Raw genomic sequence first — 25,271 nt, forward strand, 5'->3', positions numbered from 1 at the left:
CGCTCAGGGCGAGTGCTGCGGCGCTGGCGGGTGACAACGAAGAGGAGCCTCCGCACCGAAGTGCGGAGGCTCCTTCATGCCTTCATGCCTTCAGCTCGGCCGACCCGTCAACTGGTCGGCCGACCCCGCGACTCAGTCGCTGAGGCGCTCGCCGGTCGACGTCGAGAAGACGTGCGTCTCGCCCGGGCGGGGGACGATGTGCAGCTCGGCGCCCTTCTCCGGGACGTCGCGGCCGCCGACGCGGACCACCAGGTCCTTGTCCGTGCCGCCGACCCGCGCGCTGCCGTAGACGTAGCCGTCGGCGCCCAGCTCCTCGACGACGTTCACCTGCACGGCGAGGCCGGCCTTCGCGTCCGAGTCCTCCTTGGAGAGGGACTTGGCGGCCGAGCCGTTCAGCTCGACGACGTCGAAGTGCTCGGGGCGGACGCCCACGGTGACCGTGGTGTCGCCCCGGTCGGCGGCGGCGGTCAGGGCCTCACGGCTGACCGGCACCACCGAGTTGCCGAACTTCACGCCGCCGTCGGTGATCGGCACCTCGACGAGGTTCATGGCGGGGGAGCCGATGAACCCGGCGACGAAGAGGTTCGCCGGGCGGTCGTACATGTTCCGCGGCGAGTCGATCTGCTGGAGCAGGCCGTCCTTGAGGACGACGACGCGGTCGCCCATGGTCATGGCCTCGACCTGGTCGTGGGTGACGTACACGGTGGTGATGCCGAGGCGCCGCTGGAGCGAGGCGATCTGCGTACGGGTGGAGACGCGGAGCTTGGCGTCGAGGTTCGACAGCGGCTCGTCCATGAGGAAGACCTGGGGCTCGCGCACGATCGCGCGGCCCATCGCCACACGCTGGCGCTGACCGCCGGAGAGGGCCTTCGGCTTGCGGCCGAGGTACTCGGTGAGGTCCAGGATCTTGGCCGCTTCCTCGACCTTCTGCCGGATCTCGGACTTCGGCACACCGGCGATCTTCAGGGCGAAGCCCATGTTGTCGGCGACCGACATGTGCGGGTAGAGCGCGTAGTTCTGGAACACCATGGCGATGTCCCGGTCCTTGGGCGGCAGGTGCGTCACATCGCGCGCGCCGATGCGGATGGCGCCGCGGTTCACGTCCTCGAGACCCGCGAGCATCCGCAGGGAGGTCGACTTGCCGCAACCGGAGGGACCGACCAGGACGAGGAACTCGCCGTCCTCGACCTCGATGTCCAGCCCGTCTACCGCGGGCTTCTCCGAGCCCGGGTAGACCCGGGTCGCCTTGTCAAACGTCACAGTGGCCATGGTGAGGGCCCCCTTCACCGGCAGGAACGTGCCGGACGATCCGAGTAAAGGTGGACACCACCGCTCCCCGGGACCGGGCGCTGGGGCCCGGGCGGATCGAGATGGTGTAGTCCATTGCGTGGACTGGGGGCGACAGTACCCGGGGAATGGCCGGATGTCAGCAGGTACGGGCGTGCTGGTGACGGCGGGGGTGGGGCGGGGCCCGCGGTCGGGCCGGGCGGCGCCTCGGGCCCCTCGGAGGCCGCTATTCCTGCTGGTCCGGGGAAACACCGGCTGTGTAAGGTTGGTGCGGTCTACGCGCCGCCCCCGGCGACGCACCCGCCTCCTTAGCTCAGATGGCCAGAGCAACGCACTTGTAATGCGTAGGTCGTCGGTTCGAATCCGACAGGGGGCTCCGCCGAACCCCAGCTCAGAGCGCTTCTGAGCTGGGGTTTTCGTGTCAGCGGAGGCGACGTCGGCGAGTGGGCGCGGCCCTTGGCGTAGCGGCGGGTCTGGCTGATCCGGCGGGTCTGGCAGATCTGGGTGTTCCTGAGGGCTGTGCCCGATCGGGCAGGCTCATCGTTCGGCTTCTCAGGACGTTCGGTTGTCGTTCGGCAGTGCCCGGACAAGCCTGCGTTTGCGGCGCCGGGCCTCCACACCTCGCGGCCCTCCGACTGCGCGAGAGTTCGCCGCGGAGAGATTGCGGGCGCGCTGCCTATGCCCGGCTGGGTGGAAACTCTTCTGCGGCTTCAAGACCTGCTCCGCCAGTTGCGGCTGGCCAGGCACCGCGTTCTCCCCAGTTCAGCCTCGTCGTCGCAGGGGGCAGCTCGGCGCCCTGGCTCTCGACCGGTGAGTTGGCTCTGGGTAGATTTGCATCAGGCATGACGGAGGGCGGGTAAAGCAATGGCCGGGCGCAATGGGCGCAATGGGCGCATGAGGAATTTAAGGAGGGCCGCAGAGCGGCGTCGTCGGCCGGACGAGCCGCCGACACGCTTGACGCTGGCCCGCAACTGGACGGTCGCAGCCGTATTAGCCGGACTGTCCGCCGCTATCGCTACCGCAATTACTGGTGCGGGTGCATTCGTCGAGGAGAACATAAAAAGCGTATTCCGGCATGAAGATCAGCGTGGGACTTCTCCGGCGGAAGTGAAAACTGCGGTAACCCCTCTGGAAGGCGGTGGCCTCCTGGTCTCCGGGGAGCGCGTCACGAGTGCTGCGGAGAAGAAGCTCCTGGAAGACCCGTACACGATGGACCCGGAATCTTTCATGAGACTGCATAAAAGGTTGAAATCTACGCAGGTGGGTGGAAATTTTTATAAGCTTGTCATTACCAACACCTCCGCGTCCGCAATCAAGATTGTCAATGTCTCTCCGGTGGTGAGCCGACGCTCCCCGTCTTTGTCCAAGACGCTTATCGAGCCGATTGGGGGATCTAATCCCGGGGCGATCCTCGTAGATCTCGACTTGAATGTTCGGCATCCGAGTTTTACGAGGAAGGGGAGGCCCTACTTTACGAGTGAGTCACGCGACGTTTCGGCCGGTAAGAGCTTTGAGATGCTCGTGAAGGCGAGTGTCGAAGACTACTATGTCGAATATCATCTGAAGGTCGATTATGTGGATTCTCGCGGCAAGGTGAACTCTCTCGATGTTCATGACCCCAGTGAGGGTGTGGGTATTTTTCGTCTCTCAGGGATTCTGCCTCCGTATCGGTACACCGACTATTGGGGAGTTGACAGTGACTTGGAGAAACCTGGCCTGAAGCTGCTGACCGCCAAGGAAAAACGTGAAAAATCCCGGTAGTCACGTCCGGGTGGTCTTCCATCGGCTCCAGTCCCGGTTTCCGTCTCACTCGCGGCAGGGGGCTCCGGTGGAACTCGCTTCACCACGACGTTGTCCCCCGTCGAAGTCGACGGCCCGGTGGGCTTGAACTGGAGGCTCATCTTCCGGCGCATTTCAGGCAGCCGGGATCCGCCCGGGGTTGCCCGTCTGTGGATCAGGCATCAGGCATCAGGCGATCCTCGCCTCGTGCGAGGTGATGCGCCCGGTGTCCGGTGTCCGGCGCCCGCGCCGTCAGCCGGATCTGCGCTCACCCCTCCCGGCCGTCCTGTTCGGCGAGTTCGGGGTCGTCGTCGGTGGCGGGGACGTAGCGCAGCAGGTCGCCCGGCTGGCAGTCGAGGACCTCGCACAGGGCTTCGAGGGTGGTGAAGCGGACGGCCTTGGCGCGGCCGTTCTTCAGTACGGCGAGGTTGGCGGGGGAGATGCCGACGCGGGCGGCGAGGCGGCCGGCGGTGAGTTTGCGTTTGGCCATCATGACGTCGATGTCGAGGACGATCGGCATCAGATCACCTCGGCGAGTTCACCGCGCAGGCGCGAGGCTTCGCCGTCGCGGTGGATGGCCTCGTGCAGCAGGGTGCGCAGCAGGAGCATGACCAGTGCGCCGGTGGTGGCGGCCAGGACGGCTCCGTAGGGGTAGAGGGTGAAGGTGAGCGGCAGGGCGTGCGTGCTGTCGAGGCGGACGGCGAGGGCGGCCAGAAGGAGGGCCATGCCGATCAGCGCGCGGATGGTGGTGGTGAGGTAGGGGAGGGAGGCGGGGGTGAAGGCCTTGCCGTCCTGGGCGAGGCCGGTCAGGCGCCAGACGCAGACGACGACGGCCTGCAGCAGGAGGAGGGCGGGGATGGTGCAGAGGGTGAGTGCGAGGCCGTGGCCCTGCAAGATCTCCGTGAGGGTGTCGTTGTCCGTCTCGACGACGGGCTTGCCGGAGGCGGTGACGCCCCGGACGGGGTCCGTGCTGACGAGGACCACCATCCACGCCTGCAGGGCCAGGGTGAGGGCGAATACCGCGATGAGGGCGGCGCGCAGGGAGCGCGCGAGGAGATGTGTCACCGAGACTCCTTGATCTATCGAGTGGCGATAGGAATCTATCGTAAATCGATAGGTGCGTCGAGGGTTGGCGCGGAACTACCGCGACAGGCGCGGAGCTTCCCGCGTCACGGTTCCCGGGCCGTGGGAGTCTCGGCCCCTGCCCCCGCTCTCCTGCTCCCCGAACGCCGGCTCCCCGCTCTCCTGCGCCCCGCTCTCCTGCCCCTCGAACTCCAGCTCCCCGCTCCTCGCCCGGTACTCCGTGGGCGGCACCCCGTACGTGGTGCGGAAGGCGCGGCTGAAGTCGGAGGGGCTGTGGAACTGCCAGCGGGCGGCGAGTTGCTGGACCGGCACCTTGCGCAGGGTGGGGTCGGTGAGGTCGCGGCGGGCGCGGTCCAGGCGCTGCCGGCGGATCCAGGCGGAGAGGGTGAGGTCTTCGTCGGCGAAGAGCCGGTGCAGGTGCCGCAGTGAGATGTGGTGCGCCGCGGCGATGGTGCGGGGCGTCAGGTCCGCCTCGTGGAGGTGGGCGCGGACGAACTCCTTGACGCGGAGCAGGAGGGTGCGGCGCCGGGACTCGGGGGTGAGGGCGCGGGCGCCGTCGTCGAGGGTCTGCACGAGGAGGGCGGAGAGCAGGTCGGCGACGAGCATGCCGAGGCGCGGGCCGTCCTCGGAGCCGTAGGAGTGGCTGCTCCCGGCGAGTTGGAGGAGGAGTTCGCGGAGCAGGGCGCCGTAGCCCTGGTCGCCGGGGACGTGCCGGGGGCAGGCGCGGTCGATCTGGTCGCGGCCGAGCGGGAGCAGGGCCCGGGGGACCTTGACGGAGGAGCCGATGTGCAGTCGGCCCGAGGTGCCCACCCGGACCTCGTGCGGGCGGGAGCTGTCCGCGATGTGCAGGTCGCCGGAGGGGACGAGGAACTGCCGGTCGTCCTGGGTGACTTGGAGCGGGCCCGCCACGGAGAGGCCGATGTGCACGAACTCGGGGTCGGACTGGCGGATGTGCCGTGCGGTGCGGCGGTAGAGGGTGGGCCGGTTCTTGGTCGGCCAGGCGGTGACCGTGCCGAGTTCCAGGATGCGCTGGTCGGCCCAGTAGTCGGAGCGGTGGGCGCTGACGAGCTCCAGTGGCGCGATGGTGCGCCGCATGACCTCGTTCCAGAAGTCGAAGCGGTCGGCGGGGGGAACGTGGGCGCAGGAGATGGTGGTCTCGTCGAGCATGGGCTGCCTGGTTCCCCCTGCTTCTGTCGCCTCTGTCTCCTTCTGTCTGCCGCCGAGGGTACCCAGTGCGCGGGGCGGGGCGGCCGAAGGCCCTGCTCCCGAAGCCCCGGTCCGCGGTGTCCGGTGTCCGGCATCGGGGGACCGGGGTCCGAAGTGGCCTTCGGGGGACGGGAGTTGGGAGAAGTCGGCGGAGGGGAGTCGGGGGAGGGGCGCGAGAAGGGCCACCGGCAGCCGTGGGGCGGGGCTGCCGGTGGCCCTGGGGCGCGGTGGTGCGCCCGGTGTCAGGGGCGCAGCAGTCCGCGGGCGTAGGCCTTGGCCAGGCGCTGCGGTACGAGGTGGAGGGTGCCGTCGACGGTGACCGGGACGAGCTGCGGGGTGGCGGCCTTCCACTGGGCGCGGCGGTGGCGGGTGTTGCTGCGGGACATCTTCCGTTTGGGAACGGCCATGGCTGACTCCTGGCTGGGGGTGGGGCCACGAGGCTACATGAAAATGGATCCCATTATGAAGTGGCTGGTTCCGCCCGCCCGGCTCCGCCCTGCGTGCCGTGCCAGTCCAGGCAGACCACCATGGCGTCGTCCTCGGCGTCGGCCTCGCCGCGGTGGTCCGCCACCTCGCGCAGGACGGCGTACGGGACCTGGGAGGGCGGGAGCAGGCGGCTGCGGGTGAGGGCGCGGGTCAGCGCGCGGTCGCTGAAGCGTTCGCCGAGGGGGGAGCCCGCGTCGTAGACGCCGTCGCTGACGAAGACGAGGCGGTCCCCGGGGGCGACCTGGAAGCGCTGCACCGCGTAGACGGTGTCCTCGAACATGCCGAGCGGCAGTTGCGCGTCCAGCTCGACCGGTTCGACGCGGCCCTCCCGCAGCCGCCACATCCGCGGCGAACCGGCGTCCACCACCTCCGCCCGCCCGTCGGCCAGGGCGAAACGCAGCAGCAGCGCGGAGACGTGCCGTTCGCCGCGGTGCTGCCCGTAGAGCGCCTGGTCGGCGAGGTTGGCCTGGCCGACCAGGTCCAGGCCCGCGCGGCGGGCGTTGCGCAGCGCGTTGACCGCGAGGCTGGTCAGGAGCGCGGCCTCGATGCCCTCGCCCATGCCGTTGGTGACCGTGAGGGTCAGCCGGCCGTCCGAGGTGGTCCAGTCGAAGTTGTCGCCGTGGATGGAGTACGCGGGCTCCAGTTGGGCGCCGAGGTCGAAGACGGGGTGGGAGTGCGAGCGGCCGGGGAGCAGCTCCCACTGGATCTCGGCGGCCAGGGTGAGCCGGTCCGCCCGGCGGGCCCGTACGTAGCGGTCGGTGTGCCGCTCGGCGACCACGATCTGGTGGCCGAGGGCCTCGGCGACCTCCTGGAGCTCGTCGCGGATCTCCTCCGAGTACCGCTCGACCGGAAGCGTGACGCTGAGCACACCGAGCCGGTCCCCGTGGACAGTGACCGGCAGGTGCACCTCGGCCAGGGCGGGGCTGGTGGTCAGGACGGTCTGGGCCTCCTGGGCGCCGAAGGCGCGGCCCGCGGGCCCGCTGTGCATGGGCAGCGGGGCGGTGCCGGGGCCGCCGCCGACCGGCTGGAGCCGGGTCATCGAGTAGTCGCCCATCAGCAGCTCGCCGTCGGTGGCCGCGTAGCGGGCGCGCAACTGCTCGCGCAGGACGTCAGGGAGGGTGTCGGGGGCAGCTCCGCGCAGCGCGCGTTCCACTGCCGAGAATCTTTCCAAGGGGAGGCGACCGCTCTCTGGGGTGGATGATGGGGCGAGTGCGCTCGGGCGGCCATGCCTCGGCTGCCGCTGTGCCGAAAGGGAACAGGGGTACGCAAAGGAGGCTATGCGGGTCCGAGGGCAGCGGATACTGTTGTCTCCCGACAACAATAAGGGTCAGTGCGGAGGTGCGGGCACCAGCCCGGAATCCTCCCCGCACCGACCATGACGGAGTGGGGAAGGTGCCAGGCTTGACTGCCGACGAAGCCGCCGTCCGAGAGCTGGTGAGCAGCGCGCTGCGGGAACGCGGTGAGGTGGTCGCCGACAGATGGGTCCAGCTCCAGTTGGAGCAGACGGCCCTCGGCACCGGCATCTCCGAGGCGGAGCTGCGCGAGGAGGCCGACACCCTCGTCGACGCCCTGGGCGCGGGCCTCCGGGACGACGTACCGGTCGCGCGGGTCGTCACCACCCACCGCGAACTGCGGCAGGCCGTGATCACCCTCTCGCTGCGCCGGGCCCGGGCGGGCGCCACCCCGACCGGGACCTCGCTCGCCGTCCTCGCCCTCAAGGAGGCGCTCCTGGAGGCGGTGCGCGGCTACACCCGCGACACCGGCGAACTGCTCTCCGCCGCGCTGCTCATCAACCGCCTCCTGGACGCCGCGGGCGCGCTCTCCTTCGAGACGTACGTGGAGGGCCGCGAGGAGATCATCCAGCGGCAGAGCCGGCAGCTGCTCGAACTGTCCACGCCCGTCGTGCGGTTGTGGGACCAGGTGCTCGCGGTGCCGCTGATCGGCACCCTGGACACCGCCCGTACCCAGGTGGTGATGGAGAACCTCCTGGAGGCGATCCAGGAGAACGAGTCGCGGGTCGCCATCATCGACATCACCGGTGTGCCGACCGTGGACACCGCGGTCGCCCAGCATCTGCTGCAGACCGTCAACGCGGTACGGCTGATGGGCGCCGACTGCGTGATCAGCGGCATCCGGCCGCCCATCGCGCAGACCATCGCCCAACTGGGCATCGACCTCTCGGCGATCCTCACCCGCGCCACCCTCGCCGACGCGCTCGCCGAGTCCCTCAGACTCACCGGGCAGTCCGGTCCCCGCACCGAAGGCGCCGTGCTCCGGTGAACGGCCGCACGGCCGGAGTGCCGATACTGCGGCTCGGTGACGTCCTGGTCACCGGACTGCTCAACGAACTCGACGACTCCTCGGCGACCGCCTTCACCGAGGAGCTGACCGAGCGCATCTCCGCCGACGGCGCCCGCGGCGTCCTCATCGACGTCTCGCGCCTGGAGCTCATCGACTCCTTCGTGGCCCGCACCCTGATGGAGCTGACCACGGTGGCCCGCCTGCTCGGCGCCCGCGTCATCGTCGCCGGGATGCGCCCCGCGGTCGCCCTCACCCTCGTCGAACTCGGCCTCCAGCTCACCGGGGTGGAGACCGCGCTCAACGCCGAGCAGGGCATGGCCGCCCTGGGCTGGGAGCAGGTCGCGCACGTGCCGGGACCGGCCGCGCCCGCCGTCGGGGATCCCGGGGGTTCGCCATGACCCTCTACGACGACGATCTGCGGGCCCTCGGCAGCGGCCCCGGCGACGAGGCGGCCGCGCCGAGCGCCCCCGCCCGTATCGCGATCAGGGCCGAGGAGGACCTGCTGACCGCCCGGCACGCGGTGCGCGGCGCCGCGGTGGAGGCCGGATTCGGGCTCGTCGACCAGACCCGGGTGGTCACCGCCGCCAGCGAACTGGCCCGCAACACCTACGTCCACGGGGGCGGCGGCGCCCTGACCGTGGAGCACCTGCACGGGCCGCGGCGCGGGCTCCGGCTCACCTTCGAGGACCAGGGCCCCGGCATCGCCGACCTCGACGCCGCCCTCGCCGACGGCTACACCACCGGCGCGGGACTCGGCCACGGCCTCGGCGGGGCCCGGCGGTTGATGGACGAGTTCCAGGTCTCCTCCGAACCGGGGCGCGGGACACGGGTCGTGGTCACCCGGTGGACCCGGGCGTGAGCGCGGTGGACCCGGGCACCGAGGAGGTGCCCGGCACGACCACCCGCCAGGTCCGCGTCGACCACCACAGCGCCGTCCACCTCGCGGCCGAGACGGCGCGGGCGGTGGCCGAGGAGGGCGCGCTGCCGGGCGCGCTCCCGGACCGGGCGGCCGTCATCGCCTCCGAACTCGCGGCCAACCTGGACAAGCACGCCCGCGACGGCAGCCTCTACCTCCAGCACCTGCCCGCGGGCGAGGGTATCGAGATCCTCGCCGTGGACAGCGGGCCCGGCATCGGCGACCTGGCGCTCAGCCTCACCGACGGCTTCAGCACCACCGGCACCCTCGGCGCGGGACTCGGCGCGGTCAGCCGGATCGCGGACGAGTTCACCATCCGCACCGAGGCCGGCGGCACCCTGATGTCCGCCCGGATGCGGCGCCCCGGCGCACCCGCACCGCACACCGCGGCCGGGGTCCTGTGCCTGCCCCTGGAGGGCGAGAGCGCCTGCGGGGACGCCTGGGCCGTCGCCGACTCCGAGGAAGGGGTGACCGCGCTGGTGGTGGACGGCCTCGGCCACGGGGAGCAGGCCGCGGAGGCCGCCCAGCTCGCCCGGCGCCACTTCCTGCGCGAACCGGGGCGCCCGCTGCCCGAACTCCTCACCGGCATGCACCGCGCGCTGCGCCGCACCCGGGGCGCCGCCGCGGGCCTGGTACGGCTGCGGGCCGGGACCGCCGAGTCCTGCGGGATCGGCAACATCCGCCTGATGCTCCTGGACGACCGGCGGGTGCACGCCCGGGTCACCGGCCAGCCCGGCATCGTCGGCTTCACCCTGCCGGTGCCCCGGGTGCAGCGCCTGGACGCCCCCGCGGGCGCCAGCCTCGTCCTGTGCAGCGACGGCATCGACCACCGCTGGGCCGACTCGCCCTCGCCCTTCCTGCTGCGCCTGCCGCCCCCGCTGCTCGCCGCCGCGCTCTGCCGCGACCGCCGCCGCACCCGCGACGACGCCACCGCCCTGGCCGTACGGGTACCGGGGAGGCAGCCGTGAGCGCTCAGGGCATTCCCTGCCGCGATGTCGGCCAACTCCGCGACACCCTGCGGGCGATGACGGAGATCCGGGCCCTGCCGCCGGAGACCCGCAGCCGCCTGGTGCTCTCCGTGGTCCATGTCGCCGAGGCCGCTCTCCGCCGCGGCGGGGAGGTCGTCCTCGGCTACCGGCCGCCGGGCACCGCGGGCGCCCCCGGCTCCGGGCCCGCCCGGCTGACCGCCTGGTTCGCGCCGCCTGCCGTGCCGCCGCACCCCGAGGAGCTGGACCTGCCGCTGCCCGCGGAACGGCTCGGCGACTCGGCCGTCGTCTGGCGGCTGCCGAAGGGCTCCGGCGCCCCCGACGAGGACGAACTCAAGGCCGCGCTCGCCCGTATCGACGAACTCACCGCCGAGCAGCGCCGCCTCAAGCACGAACTCGCCGAGACCAACAGCGGCGTACTCGCCCTCTACGTCCAGCTGGAGGAGCAGGAGGAGGAGGTCCGCCGCGCGCACGGCAAGGTGCTGCGCGAGTTGGAGGACGCCCTGCGCCCGCCGCCGGTGCGCGTACCCGGCCTCGACATGGGCATCCACTACGCGCCCGCCGACAGCGACGCCCCCACCGGAGGCGACCTCTACGACTGGTTCACCCTCGCCGACGGCACCCTGCACATCACCGTCGTCGACGCCCTCGGCCACGGCGTCAAGAGCACCCGCAGCGCCCTCAACGTCACCCACGCGGTACGGACCCTGGCCCTGGAGGGCCACGCGCTGCACTCGATCATCGCGCGCACCGACGAGATCCTGCTGCCCTTCGACCGCGAACTGATGGCCACCGTGCTCCTGGTCCGCATCGACCCGGCCACCGGCGAGACGGAGATCGCCAACGGCAGCCATCCGCCCGGCCTGCTCGTACGGGCCGACGGCACCGGCGAGTTCCTGGAGATCCGGGGCCGCGGCATCGGCTTCCCGATGCCCGGCAGCGACGGCACCCTGCGCACCCGGATGGACCCGGACGACCTGCTGATCCTCTACACCGACGGGCTCACCGAGAGCCGCCGCGACCCCAGCGAGGGGGAGCTGCGGCTGCTCGCCGCCGCCCGCCGCCACCGGCGCCGGCCCATGGCGGAGATCCCCGGCGCCCTCGCCGCCGACATGCACACCGTCATCCTGCACTCCGACGACACCCTCGCCCTCGCGGTCCGCCGCGCACCGGCCGCGGAGGAGCCGTGAGGGCGAAGCGCAGGGACCCGGGCGCCGCCCCGCAGGACAGGGGGTGTCGGCGCCGCTCGACGGGGCAGCTGTGCCCAGGAGCGAGGAGTAAAATCGTGGCCGATCCGGAAGAGGAGTACCAGTGAAGGACGCGAACCCGTCTTCCCTCGATCGCCGCACAGCCGAAGCCGCGCGCACCGCCCGCGAGGTCACCGAGCTGCTCGAAGTCCTCTGGGAGCGCGGCCGGGACGCGGTGTCACCGGCGCCGGTGTCCTCCTCCCAGCTGCGGGTGCTCTACACCCTGGACCGCGAGTCCGGCATCAATCTGCGCACCCTCGGCAATGTGCTCGGCTCCACCCCGTCCTCGGTCAGCCGGATGTGCGACCGGCTCCAGGCGCTCGGCTTCGTCGAACGCGCCCCCAGCCCCGCCAGCCGCCGCGAGCTGGAGCTGCGGCTGACCGCCCAGGGCACCTCCTACCTCGCCGACCTCCGCCGCCGCCGGGACGAGGCCCTGCTCACCATGGTCTCCGCGATGCCCGCCGCCCAGCGCCAGGCCCTCCTGGAGGGACTGCGGGGCTTCCAGTCCGCGGTGGAGGCAAGCTCCCCACGAAGACACGACGACTCGGCGGCGACTGCCTAGCCGCCCCCCCCTCGACCGCTGCTTTCCGCTCTTCCGCTCCGGTCACTGCCTTCCGCGCGACCCGCCTGCTTCTCGTACGACCCGTTCGTACGACCCGTTCGTACGACCCGTTCGTACGACCCGTTCGTACGACCCGCGAGATCGTCCTCCCCGCCTTCGCCCCCCGCCTCCGCGGGCGTGCCGCACGGCCGCCCGCCTCCGTACGGCCGGTGCTCAACCTTCCGCCGCCGTAGGGGACTTCGAAGACTTCCCGTGGCCGTCCGCCGCCGCCCGGTCGGGGTCCGCCGCGCCGAAGGGGACCCGTACGCCGATCCGCTTCCCGCCGTCGGGGAGCGAGGAGATGGTGATCCCCGCGCTGAGGTGCTGGATGAGGAACCAGCCGTAGCCGCCGATGGAGGGGTCGCCGTCCTTGAACTGCGGGCGGGGCATCAGCGGGCTGCGGTCGCTGACCGTGATCTCCAGTCCGTCCGCGGTGAGTTGAGCGGTGAAGTCCGTCATTCCGTCACCGTGCCGCAGTGCGTTGGTGACCAGTTCCGAGGTGACCAGGAGGGCGTCACCGAGAAAGGCCTTGGCCGCGGCTTCGTCGGCGCCCGGCAATTCCCCCGCGCTCACCAGGTCGCGTACCTGTTCGCGGGCGGCCGCCGCCTTCCGCGGAAGCTCTTCCGGCAGGTCCGCCGGTTCGAGGGCCGCGGTGCGCTCTCGCTCGACAGTGCGGTGTTCCATGCGTATCACGCTCCCGTTGGGGCTCATTTTCGGCTGCCCGGAAACGTTCGGCTCATTCACGTCCGCCACCCCTGAAGGGGGGATCCGCCGGGGAGCGGAAGGAAGCGGAAGGAATGATCCCGCGCGATACGCGGCGGCGGTTTCGCGAATTCCCGCCGTGAAGGGGCCGCGGCGCAAAGGGAATTGGCGCGGACGGAGAGGTTTCGCTCCAGCTCGTGAGCTCGTGAGCTCGTGCGCCCGGGGGCGCAGGGGCGCAGGGGGCGCGGGCGCCGGTCAGCGGGTGAGGCCGGCGACGAGGGTCGCGAGGGTGCCCTCGATCACCGCGTCCCGCTCCTCGCCGGGGAGCCGGGCGAGCGGGCCGTCCAGGATGAGCAGCGCGAGTCCGTGCACGGAGGACCAGGCGGCGGCCTCGGCGCCGGGCCGGTTCTCCGGGCGCATCCGGCCCGCGGCGACCAGCGCGTCCAGCGCCTCGGAGAGCAGGACGAAGGCCGCGAACTCCGGCCGGTCGGGGGCCTGGAGGCCGTTGAAGTCGTCCTCCTCGTCGAGGGGGGTGCGGCAGAAGGCGGTGCGGTACAGGCCCGGTTGGTCGAGGGCGAAGCGGAGGTAGCCCCGGCCGATCGCCTTGGCGGTGCGCTCGGCCTCCTCGCCCGGGTCGTCGAGGCCCGGCAGCGCCGCCACGGCCTCGGCCATCGAATCGGCGAGGGCCTGCTGCCCGCGCACCTTCACCGCCTCCAGGAGGTCGCCGTGGCCGCCGAAGTGCCGGTAGGCGGCGGTGGGGGAGACGCCGACGGTGCGGGCGGCCTCGCGGAGCACGACCTTCTCCGGGCCGCCGAGCGCCGCGAGTTCGATGGCCGCCTCGATGAGCGCGTTGCGGAGGTCGCCGTGGTGGTAGCGGGCCCTGCCGCCGTGGGTCGCCTTCATGACTCGTTCCCGTCCATGACTCCATCCTGCCTGATGGTCCCGATAAATGTTGACGCCGTTAACAAGAGTGTGCCACGGTAGATGTTAATCACGTAAACATTCACTACGGGGTGATGACCGTGTTCGATCGCGTTACCGATCTGGCCCTACGGCGGGGCCGCCTCCTGCTCGGGCTCACCTTGGCGGCCGTCGTCGCCATGGCCGCGCTCGGCTTCGGGGCCTTCGGCAAGCTCCTCGGCGGCGGCTTCGAGGACCCGGCCGCGCCCTCCGCCCGCGCCCAGGCGGTCATCGACGAGAAGTTCGGCGGCGAGAGCAATCTGGTGCTCCTGGTCCGCTCCGCGGACGGACCGCTGGACGCGCCCGCCGCCGCCCGCGAGGGCCGCGCCCTCACCGCGGAGCTGAAGGACGAGCCCGCCCTCGCCAATGTCGTCTCCTACTGGGACACCGGCGCCTCCGCGCTGACCTCCCGCGACGGCGACCAGGCGCTGATCCTCGCCCATGTGCGCGGCGACGAGACCGAGCGCGGCGACAACGCCGCGGCCCTGCTCGACGAGTTCACCGGCGACCGGGACGGACTCACCGTGCGGGCGGGCGGCGCCGCCGCGGTCAACGACGAGATCCCCACCCAGGTGGCCAAGGACCTCGCCCTCGCCGAGACCATCGCCGTGCCGCTGACCCTGCTCCTCCTCGTGCTCGCCTTCGGCAGCCTGGTCGCGGCGCTGCTGCCGCTGGCCATCGGGCTGGTCGCGATCGTCGGCACCTTCGCCGAGCTGTACGTCCTCGGCAGCATGACCAGCGTCTCGGTCTTCTCCATCAACCTGACCACCGCGCTCGGCCTCGGCCTCGGCATCGACTACGCGCTGCTCATGATCAGCCGCTTCCGCGAGCACCTCGCCGAGGGGGCCGAGGTGCCGGACGCGCTGCGCCGCACCGTGCACACCGCGGGGCGCACCATCCTGTTCTCCGCCGCGACGGTCGCCGCCGCCCTCGCCGCGCTGCTCGTCTTCCCGATGTACTTCCTGCGCTCCTTCGCCTACGCGGGCATCGGCGTGGTCGCCATCGCCGCGGTCAGCGCCCTGGTGGTCATCCCGGCGCTGCTCGCGGTGCTCGGCCACCGGGTCAACAAGGGGCGGCTGCCCTGGGCCCACCGGGTGCGCGGCGCCGAGGCCCCGCTGTGGGGCAGGCTCGCCCGCACGGTGATGCGCAGGCCCGCGCTGACCGCGCTGCCGGTGCTCGGGGTGCTGCTGCTCGCCGCGAGCCCGCTGCTCGGCGTCACCTTCGGCACCCCCGACGAACGCGTCCTGCCCGAGAGCGCGCAGAGCCGCCAGGTCGCCGGCGCCGTCCAGGGCGACTTCACCGGCAGCGAGGAGTCGGCGGTGCAGATCGTCACCAGCGGTCCGGTGGCCGCGCCCGAACTGCGCTCCTACGCACAGAAGCTGGCCGGGCTCGACGGGGCGGCCCGGGTGGAGACCTCGGCGGGCACCTACCGCGAGGGCGCCTTCGAGCGGCCCGGGCCCGCGAGCAGGGCGCTCGGTCGGCCGGACGCCCAGCGGATCACCGTGGTCACCGCCCTCGCGCCCAAGTCGGGCGCCGCCCAGGACCTGGTGAAGGACATCCGCGCGGCCGCACCGCCCGCCGGGACGACCACCCTGGTCGGCGGCGCCGACGCCCGCCTCGTCGACTCCAAGGACTCCATCGCCGACCGCCTCCCGGCCGCGATCGGCCTGGTCGCGGGCAGCACCTTCGTGATCCTCTTCCTCTTCACCGGCAGCGTGGTGCAGCCGCTGCGGGCCCTGGTCCTCAACGGCCTCAGCCTCAGCGCGGCCATCGGCGCCATGGTGTGGATCTTCCAGGACGGCCACCTCAGCGGTCTGCTCGGCTTCGCCCCGCAGCCCATGGACACCTCGATGACGGTGCTCCTGTTCTGCATCGCCTTCGGCCTGTCCATGGACTACGAGGTCTTCGTGACCAGCCGTATCAAGGAACTCCACGACCAGGGCGCCGACACCCGCGAGGCCGTCTCCGGCGGGCTCTCGCACACCGGCCGCATCGTCACCATGGCCGCCGGGCTGCTCGCGGTGAGCTTCTTCGCCTTCGGCACCGCCAAGGTCAGCTTCATCCAGATGTTCGGCCTCGGCAGCGGACTCGCCATCCTCATCGACGCGGTGGCGGTACGCGGCGTCCTGGTCCCCGCCGCGATGCGCCTGCTCGGCCGCACGGCCTGGTACGCGCCCCGGCCGCTGCGCGCGGTCCACGCCCGGCTGGGCCTGAAGGAGGGCGCACCGGCCGAGCAGCCGAAGGAGCGGCACCCGGCCGGGGTCTGAGCCCGCCGGTACGCGAACGGCCCGGTCCACCAGGGGGGTTGGACCGGGCCGTACGTCTGCTGGGGGCGGTGGCGCGCACGCCCGGCCGGGGCGCCGGCGCCGGGGTGCGCCTCGGGCGCGAGGGCTCAGCGCCGCGAGCGCGGAGCCTCAGCCCCCCGCGGCCACCGAGACCGCCGCCCCGAACCGCGCCTTGGCCGCCGGGTGGTCGAAGCTCTCCGGGTTGACCAGGAGCGAGCCCTCGCCCGCCGCGGCCGGGAGGATGCTGACCGCGCCGGTGCCCAGGTACTTGTTCGGGGCGCCGACCGCGAGGTCCGCCCTGCCGTCCGCGTCGAAGTCGGCGGCCGAGACGGCGGCCCCGAAGAGGTTGTTGTTCTCCCGGGCGCCGACCACCCCCGGGGTGTCCAGGTTCAGTTCGCGCGCCCCGTCCGGGGAGAGGCCCCCGGCGGCGCCCGGCACGACGGTGAGCGAACCGGCGTTGTTGTAGCCGTCCTCGTCCGGCGCCTGCGGGTCGGCGACGACCAGGTCCGCGTACGAGTCGCCGTCGGTGTCCGCGAGCAGCGCCGCCCGCCCGGGGACGGGGGCGCCGCCGTAGGGGGTGCCCGCGCCGAGGCCCTCGGCGGTGCCGGGGAAGGTGCGCAGCTTGAAGTCCTCGGGGCCGTCCTCGAAGGAGGTGTCGACGACCACGTCGTCCCGGCCGTCGCCGTCGATGTCCCCGGCCACCGGTACGTAGCCGGCGAAGGGCAGGCCGACGCTCTTGCCCAGCGGCTTGGCGCTCAACCCGCCCGCGGTGCCCGGCAGTACGCCGAGGGTGCCCTCGTCGGCCGGGTCGTCGAAGTAGGCGGTGGTGACCAGGTCCGCGTAGCCGTCGCCGTTCACGTCCCCGGTGGTGAGGCTGCCGATGCCCGCGCCGCCCCCGGGCGGGGTGAGCGAGGTGAGGCGGGGCGCCGGGGTGTCGCGGAGGTTCTTGGCGCCGCGCACCACCCGGACCTTCTCCCCGTCGGCGACGGCGAGGTCCGCGCGCCCGTCCTTGTCGAAGTCGCCGACCGCGAGCTCGGAGCCGAATCCGCGGCTGGTGACCGGAGTCGGGGCGTGGAAGGCGATCGCGTCGGTGGACAGGCCGGTGGCATCGCCGAAGACGACGGTGACCGAACCGGCGCCCCTGACCTTCCCGATGGCCTCGCCGCGGGCGCCGACGACCAGGTCGCCGTGGCCGTCGCCGTCGAGGTCGCCGACGGCCACCGTCGAGCCGAAGGCGTCGCCCGCCTCGGGCACCCCCGGGACCCCGGCGGTGTTCTGGGTGAGCCCCTTCTTGCGGCTCACCCGGATCCCGTCGGCGGTGCCGTAGGTGAGGGAGACGTAACCGGCCTCGGCCTGCCCGGCGATGGTGCCGTCGGGGGCGCCCACCGCCAGGTCCGCGTAGCCGTCGCCGTCCACGTCACCGGGCGGCGGGGCCGCCGCCGCGCTCGCCGTGCCGCCGCCCAGGGCCCCCGCCACCACCAGGGCGGCCACCGCGGCCGCCGTGATCCTGCCTCGTACCATCCGGTCCATTCCTCCGCTGCTGCTCGGCGCCCGGCCCCCTCGGCGCCGGTACGCGCCCCATGGAACCAGTCCGCGGAGCGGAGTACGAGGGCCGGGGAGCCGGGAGTTGGGACGGTCAGCGGGCGGTCTTGGTGGGCTCGCCGGTGGGGCCGTCGCCGGGGACCTTGGCGGTGTCCTGCGGTTCCGTGCCCTCGCCCGGTGCCGTGTGCTCGTGTCCGCCCGCGCCGTCCGCGGCGGCCTTGTCGAGCCTGCTGTAGTCGAAGGGCGCCTTGCCCGCCAGGACCTCACGGACCCGGGCCTTGTCGATCTCCTTGGTCCACGTCCCGATCAGCAGCGTCGCCACCGCGTTGCCCGCGAAGTTCGTCAACGCCCGCGCCTCACTCATGAACCGGTCGATCCCCACGATCAACCCCACCCCGTCCAGGAGTTCGGGCCGATGCGACTGCAGACCGCCCGCCAGCGTCGCGAGCCCCGCACCCGTCACACCCGCCGCACCCTTCGACGCGATGATCATGAACACCAGCAGCGAGATCTGCTCACCCGCACTCAGCGGATCATCCATCGCGTTCGCCACGAACAACGACGCCATCGTCAGATAGATCGCCGTCCCGTCCAGATTGAACGAGTACCCCGTCGGCACGGTGATCCCCACCACCGGCCTGGACACCCCCAGATGCTCCATCTTCGCGATCAACTGCGGCAACGCCGACTCCGACGACGACGTCGACAGGATCAACAAGAACTCCCGCCCCAGATACGCCAGCAACCGGAAGATGTTCACCCCCGTCACCAGCTTCAACAACGTCCCCAGGACCACGACCACGAACAGCACACACGTCGTGTAGAACCCGATCATGATCACCGCGAGCGAGGTCAGCGCGTCCGTACCCGTCTCCCCGACCACCGCCGCGATCGCCCCGAACGCACCGATCGGCGCCACCCACATCACTATCGACAAGATCCGGAACACCAGACGCTGAATGTGCTCGATCCCCCGCAGCACCGGACGCCCCGCATCACCCAGGGCCTGCAACCCGAAGCCCACCAGCAGCGCCACCAGAAGCGTCTGCAACACCTCACCCGCCGTCAGCGCCGACACCAGCGACGTCGGAATGATCCCCAGCAGGAAATCGGTCGTGGACTCACTCGCACCCTCGGCCTGGGCCTCGCCCGCCCCGCGTACCGCCTCGGTGATGTGCAGCCCACTGCCCGGCTCCAGCAGATTGCCGACCACCAGACCGATCGCCAGCGCCACCGTCGACATCGCCATGAAATACAGCAGCGCGAGACCGCCGACCGCACCGACCTTCGCCGCCTTGCGGACCGAACCCACCCCGAGCACGATCGTGCAGAAGATGATCGGCGAGATCATCATCTTGATCAGATTCACAAACCCGGTACCGATCGGCTTCAACTCCACCGCCGCATCAGGCCAGATGAATCCCACCGCGATACCCGCCGCCACCGCGACGATCACCGCCAGATACAACAGATGAGTACGGGCGCGTCCCGCACCGGGCGCGGACTGCTGGGCCGTTGTGGGGTTCAACCGGGGGCTCCTAAGCGGTTCTCAGACCGGCGGCGGCTGGGGTGGCCGCGTGCCGGGTGTACGTGAGCAGGGAGTGGCACAGGCTGGTGAGCCGGTCCAGGGCGGTGGGGTCGGTGAGCAGCGGGCCGCCGTCGTCCAGGCGGCCGAAGTCCTCGGGGACGGTGACCAGTTGCTCCGGCAGCGCGACCGCGCCGAGCGCCCGCGTCACGGTCCTGAGGCCCTCGCAGACCTGCGCCGCGTCCAGGTCCTCGCCGTGCGCGAGCAGCCCGGCCGGCTTGCCCCGCAGCTCGCGGCCGTCCAGGTGGTCCAGGGCGTTCTTCAGGGCGCCGGAGAAGGAGCCGTGGTACGCGGGGGAGGCGAGCAGGAAGGCGTCCGCGCGGGCGGCGGTGGCGGGCAGCATCCGGGCCAGCGGGTCGGCGTAGAGGTCGGGGCGGCCGTAGCAGCAGGGGTCGACGATCGGGAGCGGGCGGGTGGCCAGGTCCCAGACCAGGGCCTCGGCGCCGAGCCAGGTCAGGGCTTTGGCGGCGGCCTCCAGGGCGGCGGCGGTGTGCGAGTGCGGGCTGGGGCTGCCGCCGAGCAGCAGCACCAGGGGAGGCCGGCTCATCGTCTCGACACCCCCTGTCCTCCACCGGTGCCGCGGGTACGCGGAGCACCGGAACACGATCCCGGTCCCGCGGTGCGCGCTGAAGGAGCCTGTCCGCTGGACGCCGCGGGCTGTCCCGATCCGGCGCCGGGCAAGGGGAGTTCGGCCGCCGCACCGAGGGGGTGGCGCGGGGCCGGACGGAAGAGGGGCGGCTGCGTCGCCGGTAAGGTCCGCATCGCTCACTCCGGGGAGTCTGCCGCGCCGAACCAGCCGAGCCGACTGGCCTGTGCGCCCGCCTCGAATCTGCTGCGGGCGTTCAGCTCCCGCATCAGCTTCGCGACGGTGCGGCTGACGGTGCGTTTGGAGACGTCGAGCCGGTGCGCGATCTGCTCGTCGGTGAGCCCGCGGGCGAGCATCCGCAGCACCTCCTGGGACTGGTCGTCCTCCGGGGGCGCCCAGTTCTCCACCACCAGCGGCGCGGCCTCCTCCCACAGCCCGAGGAAGAGGTAGTGCAGGACGTCCACGGTGTCCGGGCAGCGCGAGAAGCTGACCGTCTGCGTGCCGTGCGCCGCGTCCTCGCCCTGGTCGACGAAGACCGCCGAGGTGGAGTCGTCGACCAGCGCCATGGTGACCGGCACCTGCGGCGCGGTCCGCACCTGGATGCCCGCCCGCGCCTGCCACAGCACGTACTCCACCAGGGCGGGGTGGGCCAGCAGCCGTTCGTCCCACAGGACGCTGATGCGCACCCAGCGGCGCATCAGGCTCTTCAGTACGGCCGCCTCCTGGCGCAGTTCCCGGGGCCCCGGCACCGCATTCCCGCGCACCAGGACGAATTCACGGCGTGCCGAGGACAGCGTGGCGTGCAGGGAGGAATGCGGCGCCGGTGGCGAATGCCGCGTCCGCGGCCTTTCCCGGTCGCTGTCGGACGGTATTTCCAGCGTGGTCACGGTCATGCCTTGATTCCCTTTCCACTGATTCACGCGGTGACGTGCGGGTGGGGGTAAGGAGCGAGACGCGCATTGTCACATCGGATGCCGGGCGGGTGCCCCGCGGATTGTCGAAACCTATTTCCCGTCGGATATGTGGATTTCGACGACCGAGGGATCGTCCTCGGGCCGGTCGAGTTCCAGTGGCCGCCTCGCCCCGAGCGCGCGGCACAGGCGCTCGCGGTCGAGATGGCCCGCCCAGTTGGTGAGCACCAGCGTGGCCACGCTGTTGCCGATGACATTGGTGACGGCCCGCGCCTCGGACATGATCCGGTCGATGCCGACGAGCAGGGCGACGCTCGCCATCGGCACCGACTCGGTCACCGCCAGGGTCGCGATGAGGGTCAGCAGCCCCGAACCGGTCACCCCCACCGCGCTCTTGGACACCACCATCGAGATGGCGAGCAGGAGCAGCTGGTCCCCGAGGGAGAGTCCGTTGCCGGTGGCCGCGGCGACGAACATGGAGGCCATCGTGAGGTAGACGCAGGTGCCGACCAGGTGCAGCGAGTAGCCGGAGGCGAGGACCGGGGCGCTCACCCCCCGCGGCGCCCCGGCCAGTTCCAGCTTGCGCAGCACCCGGGGGAAGACCGGGCTGGAGGAGGAGGTGCCGATGACCACGAGGATCTCGTGCCGCAGATAGCGCACGAGCCGCAGCAGCGAGAAGCCGTTGGCCCTGGCGAGCAGCCCGAAGCCGAGCAGGACCACCGCCGCGCAGGTCAGATAGAAGGCGACGATCAGGCAGGCGAGGCCGCCGAGCGGGGCGATGCCGATCCGGCTCGCCGTGTACGCGGCGCCGCCGAAGGCCGCGAGCGGCGCCCCGGTGACCACGATCCGCACCATGTAGAAGAGGATGTGGCTGCCGCGGTCGATCAGGTCGAGCAGCGGCGCGGCCCGCCGCCCGGCCATCATCAGCGCCGCCCCGGTCAGCGCGGCCACCACCAGCGTGTGCAGCTGGTTGCCGCCGACCACGGCGGAGGAGAAGCTGCTCGGCACCACCGCGTCCAGGCTCAGCGAGCCGTTGCCGAAGCTCTCCGCCTGCCGCTGGAGCGGGGCCACCTCCTCGGCGTCGGGGCCCTGCGCGCTGCCGGGCAGCGGCAGCCCGCCGAGGACATTGCCCACGAGCAGGCCGATGACCAGGGCGAGCGTGGTCACCGCCTCGAAGTAGAAGACGGCCTTCAGGGAGAGCCCGCCGAGCAGGCGCCGGCCGCCGAGCGAGGCGAGCCCCCCGGCCACCGTGGTGAAGATGACCGGGCCGATGAGCATGGTCATCAGCGAGATGAAGGCGTCCGCCAGGAAACGGAAGTGCTCCGCCGCTTCCGGTGCGACGACCCCGAATACGATGCCGGCCCCCAGACCGGTCATCGTCCAGAAGGTCAACGTCCGGTGCAGGGGACGATCCGCCGGTCCCTCCGCCATGATTTCGCACACCCCCGTGTCGCGACGAAGCCGAGGTGGGCCACTGTGCGGCTCGGCCGCCCCGGTTCTGGACAGACAGTAGGGAGGCTCTGCAAAATCGCGGCTCTCTCATCTTTAGCGGAACGTTAAGCGTATGTAAGATCGGCCGTCACTACCGGGCATCGCGGGCACCGAAATCGGGTGTCCGCGCCTGCTAACGGACCGTCACGGGGGACGTCCGCGACGACACACGCATGCGCTGATCGTTGGGGGATGACAGCCATATGAGGGTCCTGCTCGTGGAGGACGACGCCGAGGTCGCCGACGCGCTGACCGAGGGACTCCAGCAGTACGGCTGGATCGTGGACCATGTGGCCACCGGGGGCGAGGCGTTGAGCCGGGTCGAGACCGCCGGCTACGGCGACATCGTGCTCCTCGACCTCAACCTGCCCGACATGGACGGCCTGGAGGTCTGCCGGGGGCTGCGCGCCGCCTGCGCGGTGCCGATCATCGCGGTGACCGCCCGCTCGGACGAGATGGACAAGGTCCTCGGGCTGCGCCTGGGCGCCGACGACTACATCGTCAAGCCCTACCGGCTCCAGGAGCTGCTGGCCCGGATGGCCGCGGTGATGCGCCGCACCGCGACCCGACCCGCCGCGGCGCCGGTCGCGGCCGCCCCGTACGCCGCCGCCCCCTACGCCGCCGCTCCCCACGCCGCCGCCGCCCCGGGCCCCGCCGCTCCCGCCGAGCCCGGCGAACACGTCCTGAGCCACGGCCGGTTGACCATCGACCCGGCCCGGCGCGCGGTCCTCCTGGACGGCAGCCCCGTGACCCTGACCCGCAAGGAGTACGAACTCCTCGTCCTGCTCGCCGGCGCGCCCGGCCGGGTCTTCCTGCGCGAGCAGCTCCTGGACACCGTCTGGGACCAGCAGTGGGCGGGCAGTTCGCGCACCCTGGACACCCATGTCGCCACCCTGCGCCGCAAGCTCGGCTCGACCCAGTGGATCAGGACCACGCGCGGGGTCGGCTTCAGCTTCCAGCCGCAGTCCGGCACCTGAGCCCGCCCGGCCATGCGGCAGATCTACTCCCTCGTCCAGTGCGCCCTGATCGGCCTCGTGCTCACCGCGCTGCTCGTCCCCCTCGGCTGGCTCTACGCCAAGCAGACCCGGCAGGAGGCGGCCGCCGGTCTCCGCGACCGCACCACGTCCCTGGCCGAGCCGCTCTCGCGCACCCTCGCCGCGGGCGACCCCCGGGCCCTGGACCGGCGGCTGCTCGACATCGCCGGGCGGGAGCACCCCCGGGTCGCGGTGCGGCGGCCGGACGGCTCGGTGCGTACCGCGGTGGTCGGCGCCGGGGGGCAGGCCCGGCTGCGGACCTCCTCGGTGTGGCGGTGCGAGGCCACCCGCAGCCAGTGGGGGGAGCGGCTGCTGCCCGCGGTGGACACCCGGCTGTGCGCCACCGCCGTCCTCACGGCGGGCGGCGTGCCCCTCGGCGAGCTGATGCTCCAGCAGTCCGCGGACGGGCTGCGCAGCGAGATCCTCACCGCCTGGGGGCTGTTCGGCCTGCTGCTGCCGGTCGGCATCACCCTGTGCTTCCTGCCCGCCGCCCTCCAGCGCCGCCGTACTCTGCGCGATCTGGACCGGATCGGCACCACCCTGCACGTACTGGCCGAGGGCGGCTTCCACGCCCGCAGCGCCGAGCACCTGGAGGGGGACACCCTCAAGAAGCTGTCCGCGGAGGTCAACCGGCTCGCCGCGGTCGTCCAGACCAGCATGGAGGACCGGCGCAGCTTCCTCGCCGACGTCGCCCACCAGCTGCGCAACCCGATGGTGGCGCTGCGGCTGCGCCTGGAGAACCTGGCCCCGCACCTGCCCGAGGAGGCGGCCCACCGGCACGAGCGGCTGCTCGCCGACGTGGACCGCCTGGACCGCACCCTGACCCAGATGCTGGAGCACGCCCGCGCCACCCCCGCCGACCGCTCCACCCAGGTCGTCGAGGTCTGCGGCCTCGTCGAGGAGTGCGTACGGGGCTGGGCCTCGGTGGCCGAGCGGCGCGGTATCCGGCTCAAGCTGAAGATGCCGCGGCGGGCCTGGGGGATGACCCGTTCCGGCGCGGTGGAGCAGGCCCTCAACGTCCTCCTCGACAACGCCCTCAAATACTCCCCGGAAGGCGGGGTGGTGGAGATCAGCATCGTGAGTTCGGGCCCCCGGCTGCTCATCCAGGTCCGCGACGAGGGCCCCGGGCTGCCGGACTCCGAGCGGGAGGCGGCGCTGGAGCGCGGCTGGCGCCGGGGCCCCTTCCCCAGTACCGGCATCGGCCTGTCCCTCGCGGTGAAGCTCATCGAATCCGCGGGCGGGCGCCTGGAGTTGCGCGCCGGGGAGGGCCGGGGCCTCAGCGCCCAGCTGCACCTGGTCGCCGCCCAGCCCGGCGGGGAGGAGCGCGGCCCGGGGAGCGAGGCCCCCGGCGCGGCCCCGCTGTCCGCTTCCGGACCGGGGGTGGCATGAACCGGCCATCGGGGAACCCTCCGGGGCGCCCACCGGTTGTCACCGATACCGGCCCTTCCGGCGCGTACGGGGCCCGCTCGCGCGGCGCCCGGCAGCCGTCCCGCCGCGCGGGCCCGGGTCACCACTCACAGGGGGACGACATGATCCCGGTCACCACCGGCTCCCGGCCGCTGCCCGGTGCGGCCGAACTGACGGAGGCCACCCACCACCTGCTGGCGGCCGGTGCCGGCGAGGTCTTCTGCTACTGGAACTACACCTCGGTGGAGGACCAGCTCCTGGAGGTGCTGCACTGCGCCGGGGGCCGGCTCCAGGGCCACCGGGGCGGCGCCCGGATGGTGGTCCCGCACGGGGCGCGCGCGGTGCCGGAGATCGCCCGGCAGCTGGAGTGGCAGCAGGAGAAGGGCGTCCGGGTCCGCTACAGCTCGCGGCTGCCGCCGGGCGCGATGGTGCTGACCTCCCGGGGCGCCGTCCTCACCACCGGGCTGCACCCGGGATCCCCGTATGTCCTGGTCGAGGACGCCCCGCTGCGGCCCGCCTTCGGGGCGCTGGCGCAGCTGCTCTGGCAGCGCGCGGAGGTGCCGCCGGACCAGCGGGACGACGCGCCCAGCGAGGCCGAGCGGCAGATGCTGCGGATGCTGATGCAGGGGCTCACGGACAGCGCGGTCGCCCGGCAGCTGGGCATGTCGGACCGCACCGTGCGCCGGGTGGTGGCGCAGCTGATGGAGCGCCTCGGCGCGCAGAGCCGCTTCGAGGCGGGGGTCCGAGCCGTGGAGCGCGGCTGGATCTGAGCCGACCCCGGCCCTTGTCCGGCCGGATCCGAGCGGTTTACCCGGCCGCCCGGCGGGCAGCACCACGGCCCGGGAAGCGGGCTTCATAGGCATGGGCTATGGAGTT

Annotated in this window: 24 protein-coding genes and 1 tRNA gene; 12 read left to right on the forward strand and 13 right to left on the reverse strand. The window is 72.2% G+C overall.

Going from position 1 to position 25,271, the window contains the following annotated elements; translation table 11 throughout:
• Positions 1–132 precede the first annotated feature (132 nt).
• The gene (locus MID12_RS18125; protein ID WP_040252077.1) at positions 133–1,269 is read right to left on the reverse strand and encodes an ABC transporter ATP-binding protein; all 1,137 of its coding nucleotides are present in this window, start codon (positions 1,267–1,269) and stop codon (positions 133–135) included.
• Between the two features lie 320 nt (positions 1,270–1,589).
• On the opposite strand from MID12_RS18125, the gene MID12_RS18130 reads away from it, so the two are divergent.
• Together MID12_RS18130 and MID12_RS18135 are read left to right on the forward strand one after the other, a co-directional pair.
• Positions 1,590–1,663 (forward strand) — tRNA-Thr (locus tag MID12_RS18130).
• 578 nt (positions 1,664–2,241) lie between these two features.
• The gene (locus tag MID12_RS18135; protein ID WP_263168764.1) at positions 2,242–3,048 is read left to right on the forward strand and encodes a hypothetical protein; all 807 of its coding nucleotides are present in this window, start codon (positions 2,242–2,244) and stop codon (positions 3,046–3,048) included.
• 286 nt (positions 3,049–3,334) lie between these two features.
• Here the strand turns inward: MID12_RS18135 and MID12_RS18140 are convergent, their stop codons facing one another.
• From MID12_RS18140 to MID12_RS18160, 5 genes are all read right to left on the reverse strand, one after another.
• A complete protein-coding gene (locus MID12_RS18140; RefSeq protein ID WP_040252080.1) occupies positions 3,335–3,586 on the reverse strand; it encodes a helix-turn-helix domain-containing protein in 252 nt (83 codons plus the stop codon).
• Entirely contained in the window at positions 3,586–4,131 is a 546-nt protein-coding gene (locus MID12_RS18145) for a DUF2975 domain-containing protein (protein WP_263168766.1), read from the reverse strand. Before MID12_RS18145 ends, MID12_RS18140 begins: the two co-directional genes overlap by 1 nt.
• Before the next feature lie 75 nt (positions 4,132–4,206).
• Positions 4,207–5,316 (reverse strand): helix-turn-helix domain-containing protein, encoded by a 1,110-nt coding sequence (locus MID12_RS18150; protein WP_263168768.1) that lies wholly within the window; start codon positions 5,314–5,316, stop codon positions 4,207–4,209.
• A gap of 281 nt (positions 5,317–5,597) precedes the next feature.
• Positions 5,598–5,762, reverse strand: a complete 165-nt coding sequence (gene rpmF / locus MID12_RS18155; RefSeq protein ID WP_040252082.1) for a 50S ribosomal protein L32 — start codon at positions 5,760–5,762, stop codon at positions 5,598–5,600.
• 53 nt (positions 5,763–5,815) lie between these two features.
• A complete protein-coding gene (locus MID12_RS18160; protein WP_263168770.1) occupies positions 5,816–7,012 on the reverse strand; it encodes a PP2C family protein-serine/threonine phosphatase in 1,197 nt (398 codons plus the stop codon).
• A gap of 230 nt (positions 7,013–7,242) precedes the next feature.
• On the opposite strand from MID12_RS18160, the gene MID12_RS18165 reads away from it, so the two are divergent.
• From MID12_RS18165 to MID12_RS18190, 6 genes are all read left to right on the forward strand, one after another.
• Complete coding sequence (locus tag MID12_RS18165; RefSeq protein ID WP_040252090.1) at positions 7,243–8,121, forward strand: STAS domain-containing protein; 879 nt, start codon at positions 7,243–7,245, stop codon at positions 8,119–8,121.
• A complete protein-coding gene (locus MID12_RS18170; RefSeq protein WP_040252092.1) occupies positions 8,118–8,540 on the forward strand; it encodes an STAS domain-containing protein in 423 nt (140 codons plus the stop codon). The genes MID12_RS18165 and MID12_RS18170 overlap by 4 nt, the downstream gene beginning before the upstream one ends.
• The gene (locus tag MID12_RS18175) at positions 8,537–9,001 is read left to right on the forward strand and encodes an anti-sigma regulatory factor (RefSeq protein WP_040252095.1); all 465 of its coding nucleotides are present in this window, start codon (positions 8,537–8,539) and stop codon (positions 8,999–9,001) included. The genes MID12_RS18170 and MID12_RS18175 overlap by 4 nt, the downstream gene beginning before the upstream one ends.
• Complete coding sequence (locus tag MID12_RS18180; RefSeq protein WP_052483179.1) at positions 8,998–10,026, forward strand: SpoIIE family protein phosphatase; 1,029 nt, start codon at positions 8,998–9,000, stop codon at positions 10,024–10,026. Before MID12_RS18175 ends, MID12_RS18180 begins: the two co-directional genes overlap by 4 nt.
• A complete protein-coding gene (locus MID12_RS18185) occupies positions 10,023–11,234 on the forward strand; it encodes a PP2C family protein-serine/threonine phosphatase (RefSeq protein ID WP_052482436.1) in 1,212 nt (403 codons plus the stop codon). Before MID12_RS18180 ends, MID12_RS18185 begins: the two co-directional genes overlap by 4 nt.
• Before the next feature lie 121 nt (positions 11,235–11,355).
• Complete coding sequence (locus tag MID12_RS18190) at positions 11,356–11,853, forward strand: MarR family winged helix-turn-helix transcriptional regulator (RefSeq protein ID WP_040252098.1); 498 nt, start codon at positions 11,356–11,358, stop codon at positions 11,851–11,853.
• Positions 11,854–12,066: 213 nt separating this feature from the next.
• Here the strand turns inward: MID12_RS18190 and MID12_RS18195 are convergent, their stop codons facing one another.
• Both MID12_RS18195 and MID12_RS18200 read right to left on the reverse strand, forming a co-directional pair.
• Positions 12,067–12,576 (reverse strand): ATP-binding protein, encoded by a 510-nt coding sequence (locus tag MID12_RS18195; RefSeq protein ID WP_263168780.1) that lies wholly within the window; start codon positions 12,574–12,576, stop codon positions 12,067–12,069.
• 273 nt (positions 12,577–12,849) lie between these two features.
• Positions 12,850–13,497 carry a TetR/AcrR family transcriptional regulator gene (locus MID12_RS18200; protein ID WP_040252101.1) on the reverse strand — a complete coding sequence of 216 codons (648 nt, stop codon included), beginning with the start codon at positions 13,495–13,497 and terminating at the stop codon, positions 12,850–12,852.
• A gap of 119 nt (positions 13,498–13,616) precedes the next feature.
• Here MID12_RS18200 and MID12_RS18205 point away from each other — a divergent pair, with 119 nt between their 5' ends.
• Positions 13,617–15,821, forward strand: coding sequence for an MMPL family transporter (locus tag MID12_RS18205; protein WP_263168783.1), 2,205 nt, complete (start codon positions 13,617–13,619; stop codon positions 15,819–15,821).
• A gap of 147 nt (positions 15,822–15,968) precedes the next feature.
• On the opposite strand, the gene MID12_RS18210 is transcribed toward MID12_RS18205, so the two are convergent.
• The 5 genes from MID12_RS18210 to MID12_RS18230 form a co-directional block, all read right to left on the reverse strand.
• Complete coding sequence (locus MID12_RS18210; protein WP_263168785.1) at positions 15,969–17,360, reverse strand: FG-GAP and VCBS repeat-containing protein; 1,392 nt, start codon at positions 17,358–17,360, stop codon at positions 15,969–15,971.
• Between the two features lie 115 nt (positions 17,361–17,475).
• Positions 17,476–18,909: a cation:dicarboxylate symporter family transporter gene (locus MID12_RS18215; RefSeq protein ID WP_263168789.1), complete on the reverse strand. Its 1,434-nt coding sequence runs from the start codon at positions 18,907–18,909 to the stop codon at positions 17,476–17,478.
• Between the two features lie 10 nt (positions 18,910–18,919).
• On the reverse strand, positions 18,920–19,513 hold the full coding sequence (locus tag MID12_RS18220; protein ID WP_263168791.1) for an NADPH-dependent FMN reductase: 594 nt from the start codon (positions 19,511–19,513) through the stop codon (positions 18,920–18,922).
• A 218-nt stretch (positions 19,514–19,731) separates the two neighbouring features.
• On the reverse strand, positions 19,732–20,445 hold the full coding sequence (locus tag MID12_RS18225) for a helix-turn-helix transcriptional regulator (RefSeq protein WP_078845062.1): 714 nt from the start codon (positions 20,443–20,445) through the stop codon (positions 19,732–19,734).
• Between the two features lie 111 nt (positions 20,446–20,556).
• Positions 20,557–21,894 (reverse strand): cation:dicarboxylate symporter family transporter, encoded by a 1,338-nt coding sequence (locus MID12_RS18230; RefSeq protein WP_078845063.1) that lies wholly within the window; start codon positions 21,892–21,894, stop codon positions 20,557–20,559.
• Between the two features lie 263 nt (positions 21,895–22,157).
• Between MID12_RS18230 and MID12_RS18235 the strand changes: the two genes are divergently transcribed.
• The 3 genes from MID12_RS18235 (at position 22,158) to MID12_RS18245 (ending at position 25,165) form a co-directional block, all read left to right on the forward strand.
• On the forward strand, positions 22,158–22,931 hold the full coding sequence (locus MID12_RS18235) for a response regulator transcription factor (RefSeq protein WP_263168798.1): 774 nt from the start codon (positions 22,158–22,160) through the stop codon (positions 22,929–22,931).
• A gap of 12 nt (positions 22,932–22,943) precedes the next feature.
• A complete protein-coding gene (locus MID12_RS18240; protein ID WP_263168800.1) occupies positions 22,944–24,377 on the forward strand; it encodes a sensor histidine kinase in 1,434 nt (477 codons plus the stop codon).
• A 140-nt stretch (positions 24,378–24,517) separates the two neighbouring features.
• Positions 24,518–25,165, forward strand: a complete 648-nt coding sequence (locus tag MID12_RS18245) for a helix-turn-helix transcriptional regulator (RefSeq protein WP_052482441.1) — start codon at positions 24,518–24,520, stop codon at positions 25,163–25,165.
• Positions 25,166–25,271: the final 106 nt, after the last annotated feature.

Origin of the sequence: Streptomyces sp. SCSIO ZS0520 (assembly GCF_025643355.1) — a bacterium.
Taxonomy (GTDB): domain Bacteria; phylum Actinomycetota; class Actinomycetes; order Streptomycetales; family Streptomycetaceae; genus Streptomyces; species Streptomyces physcomitrii.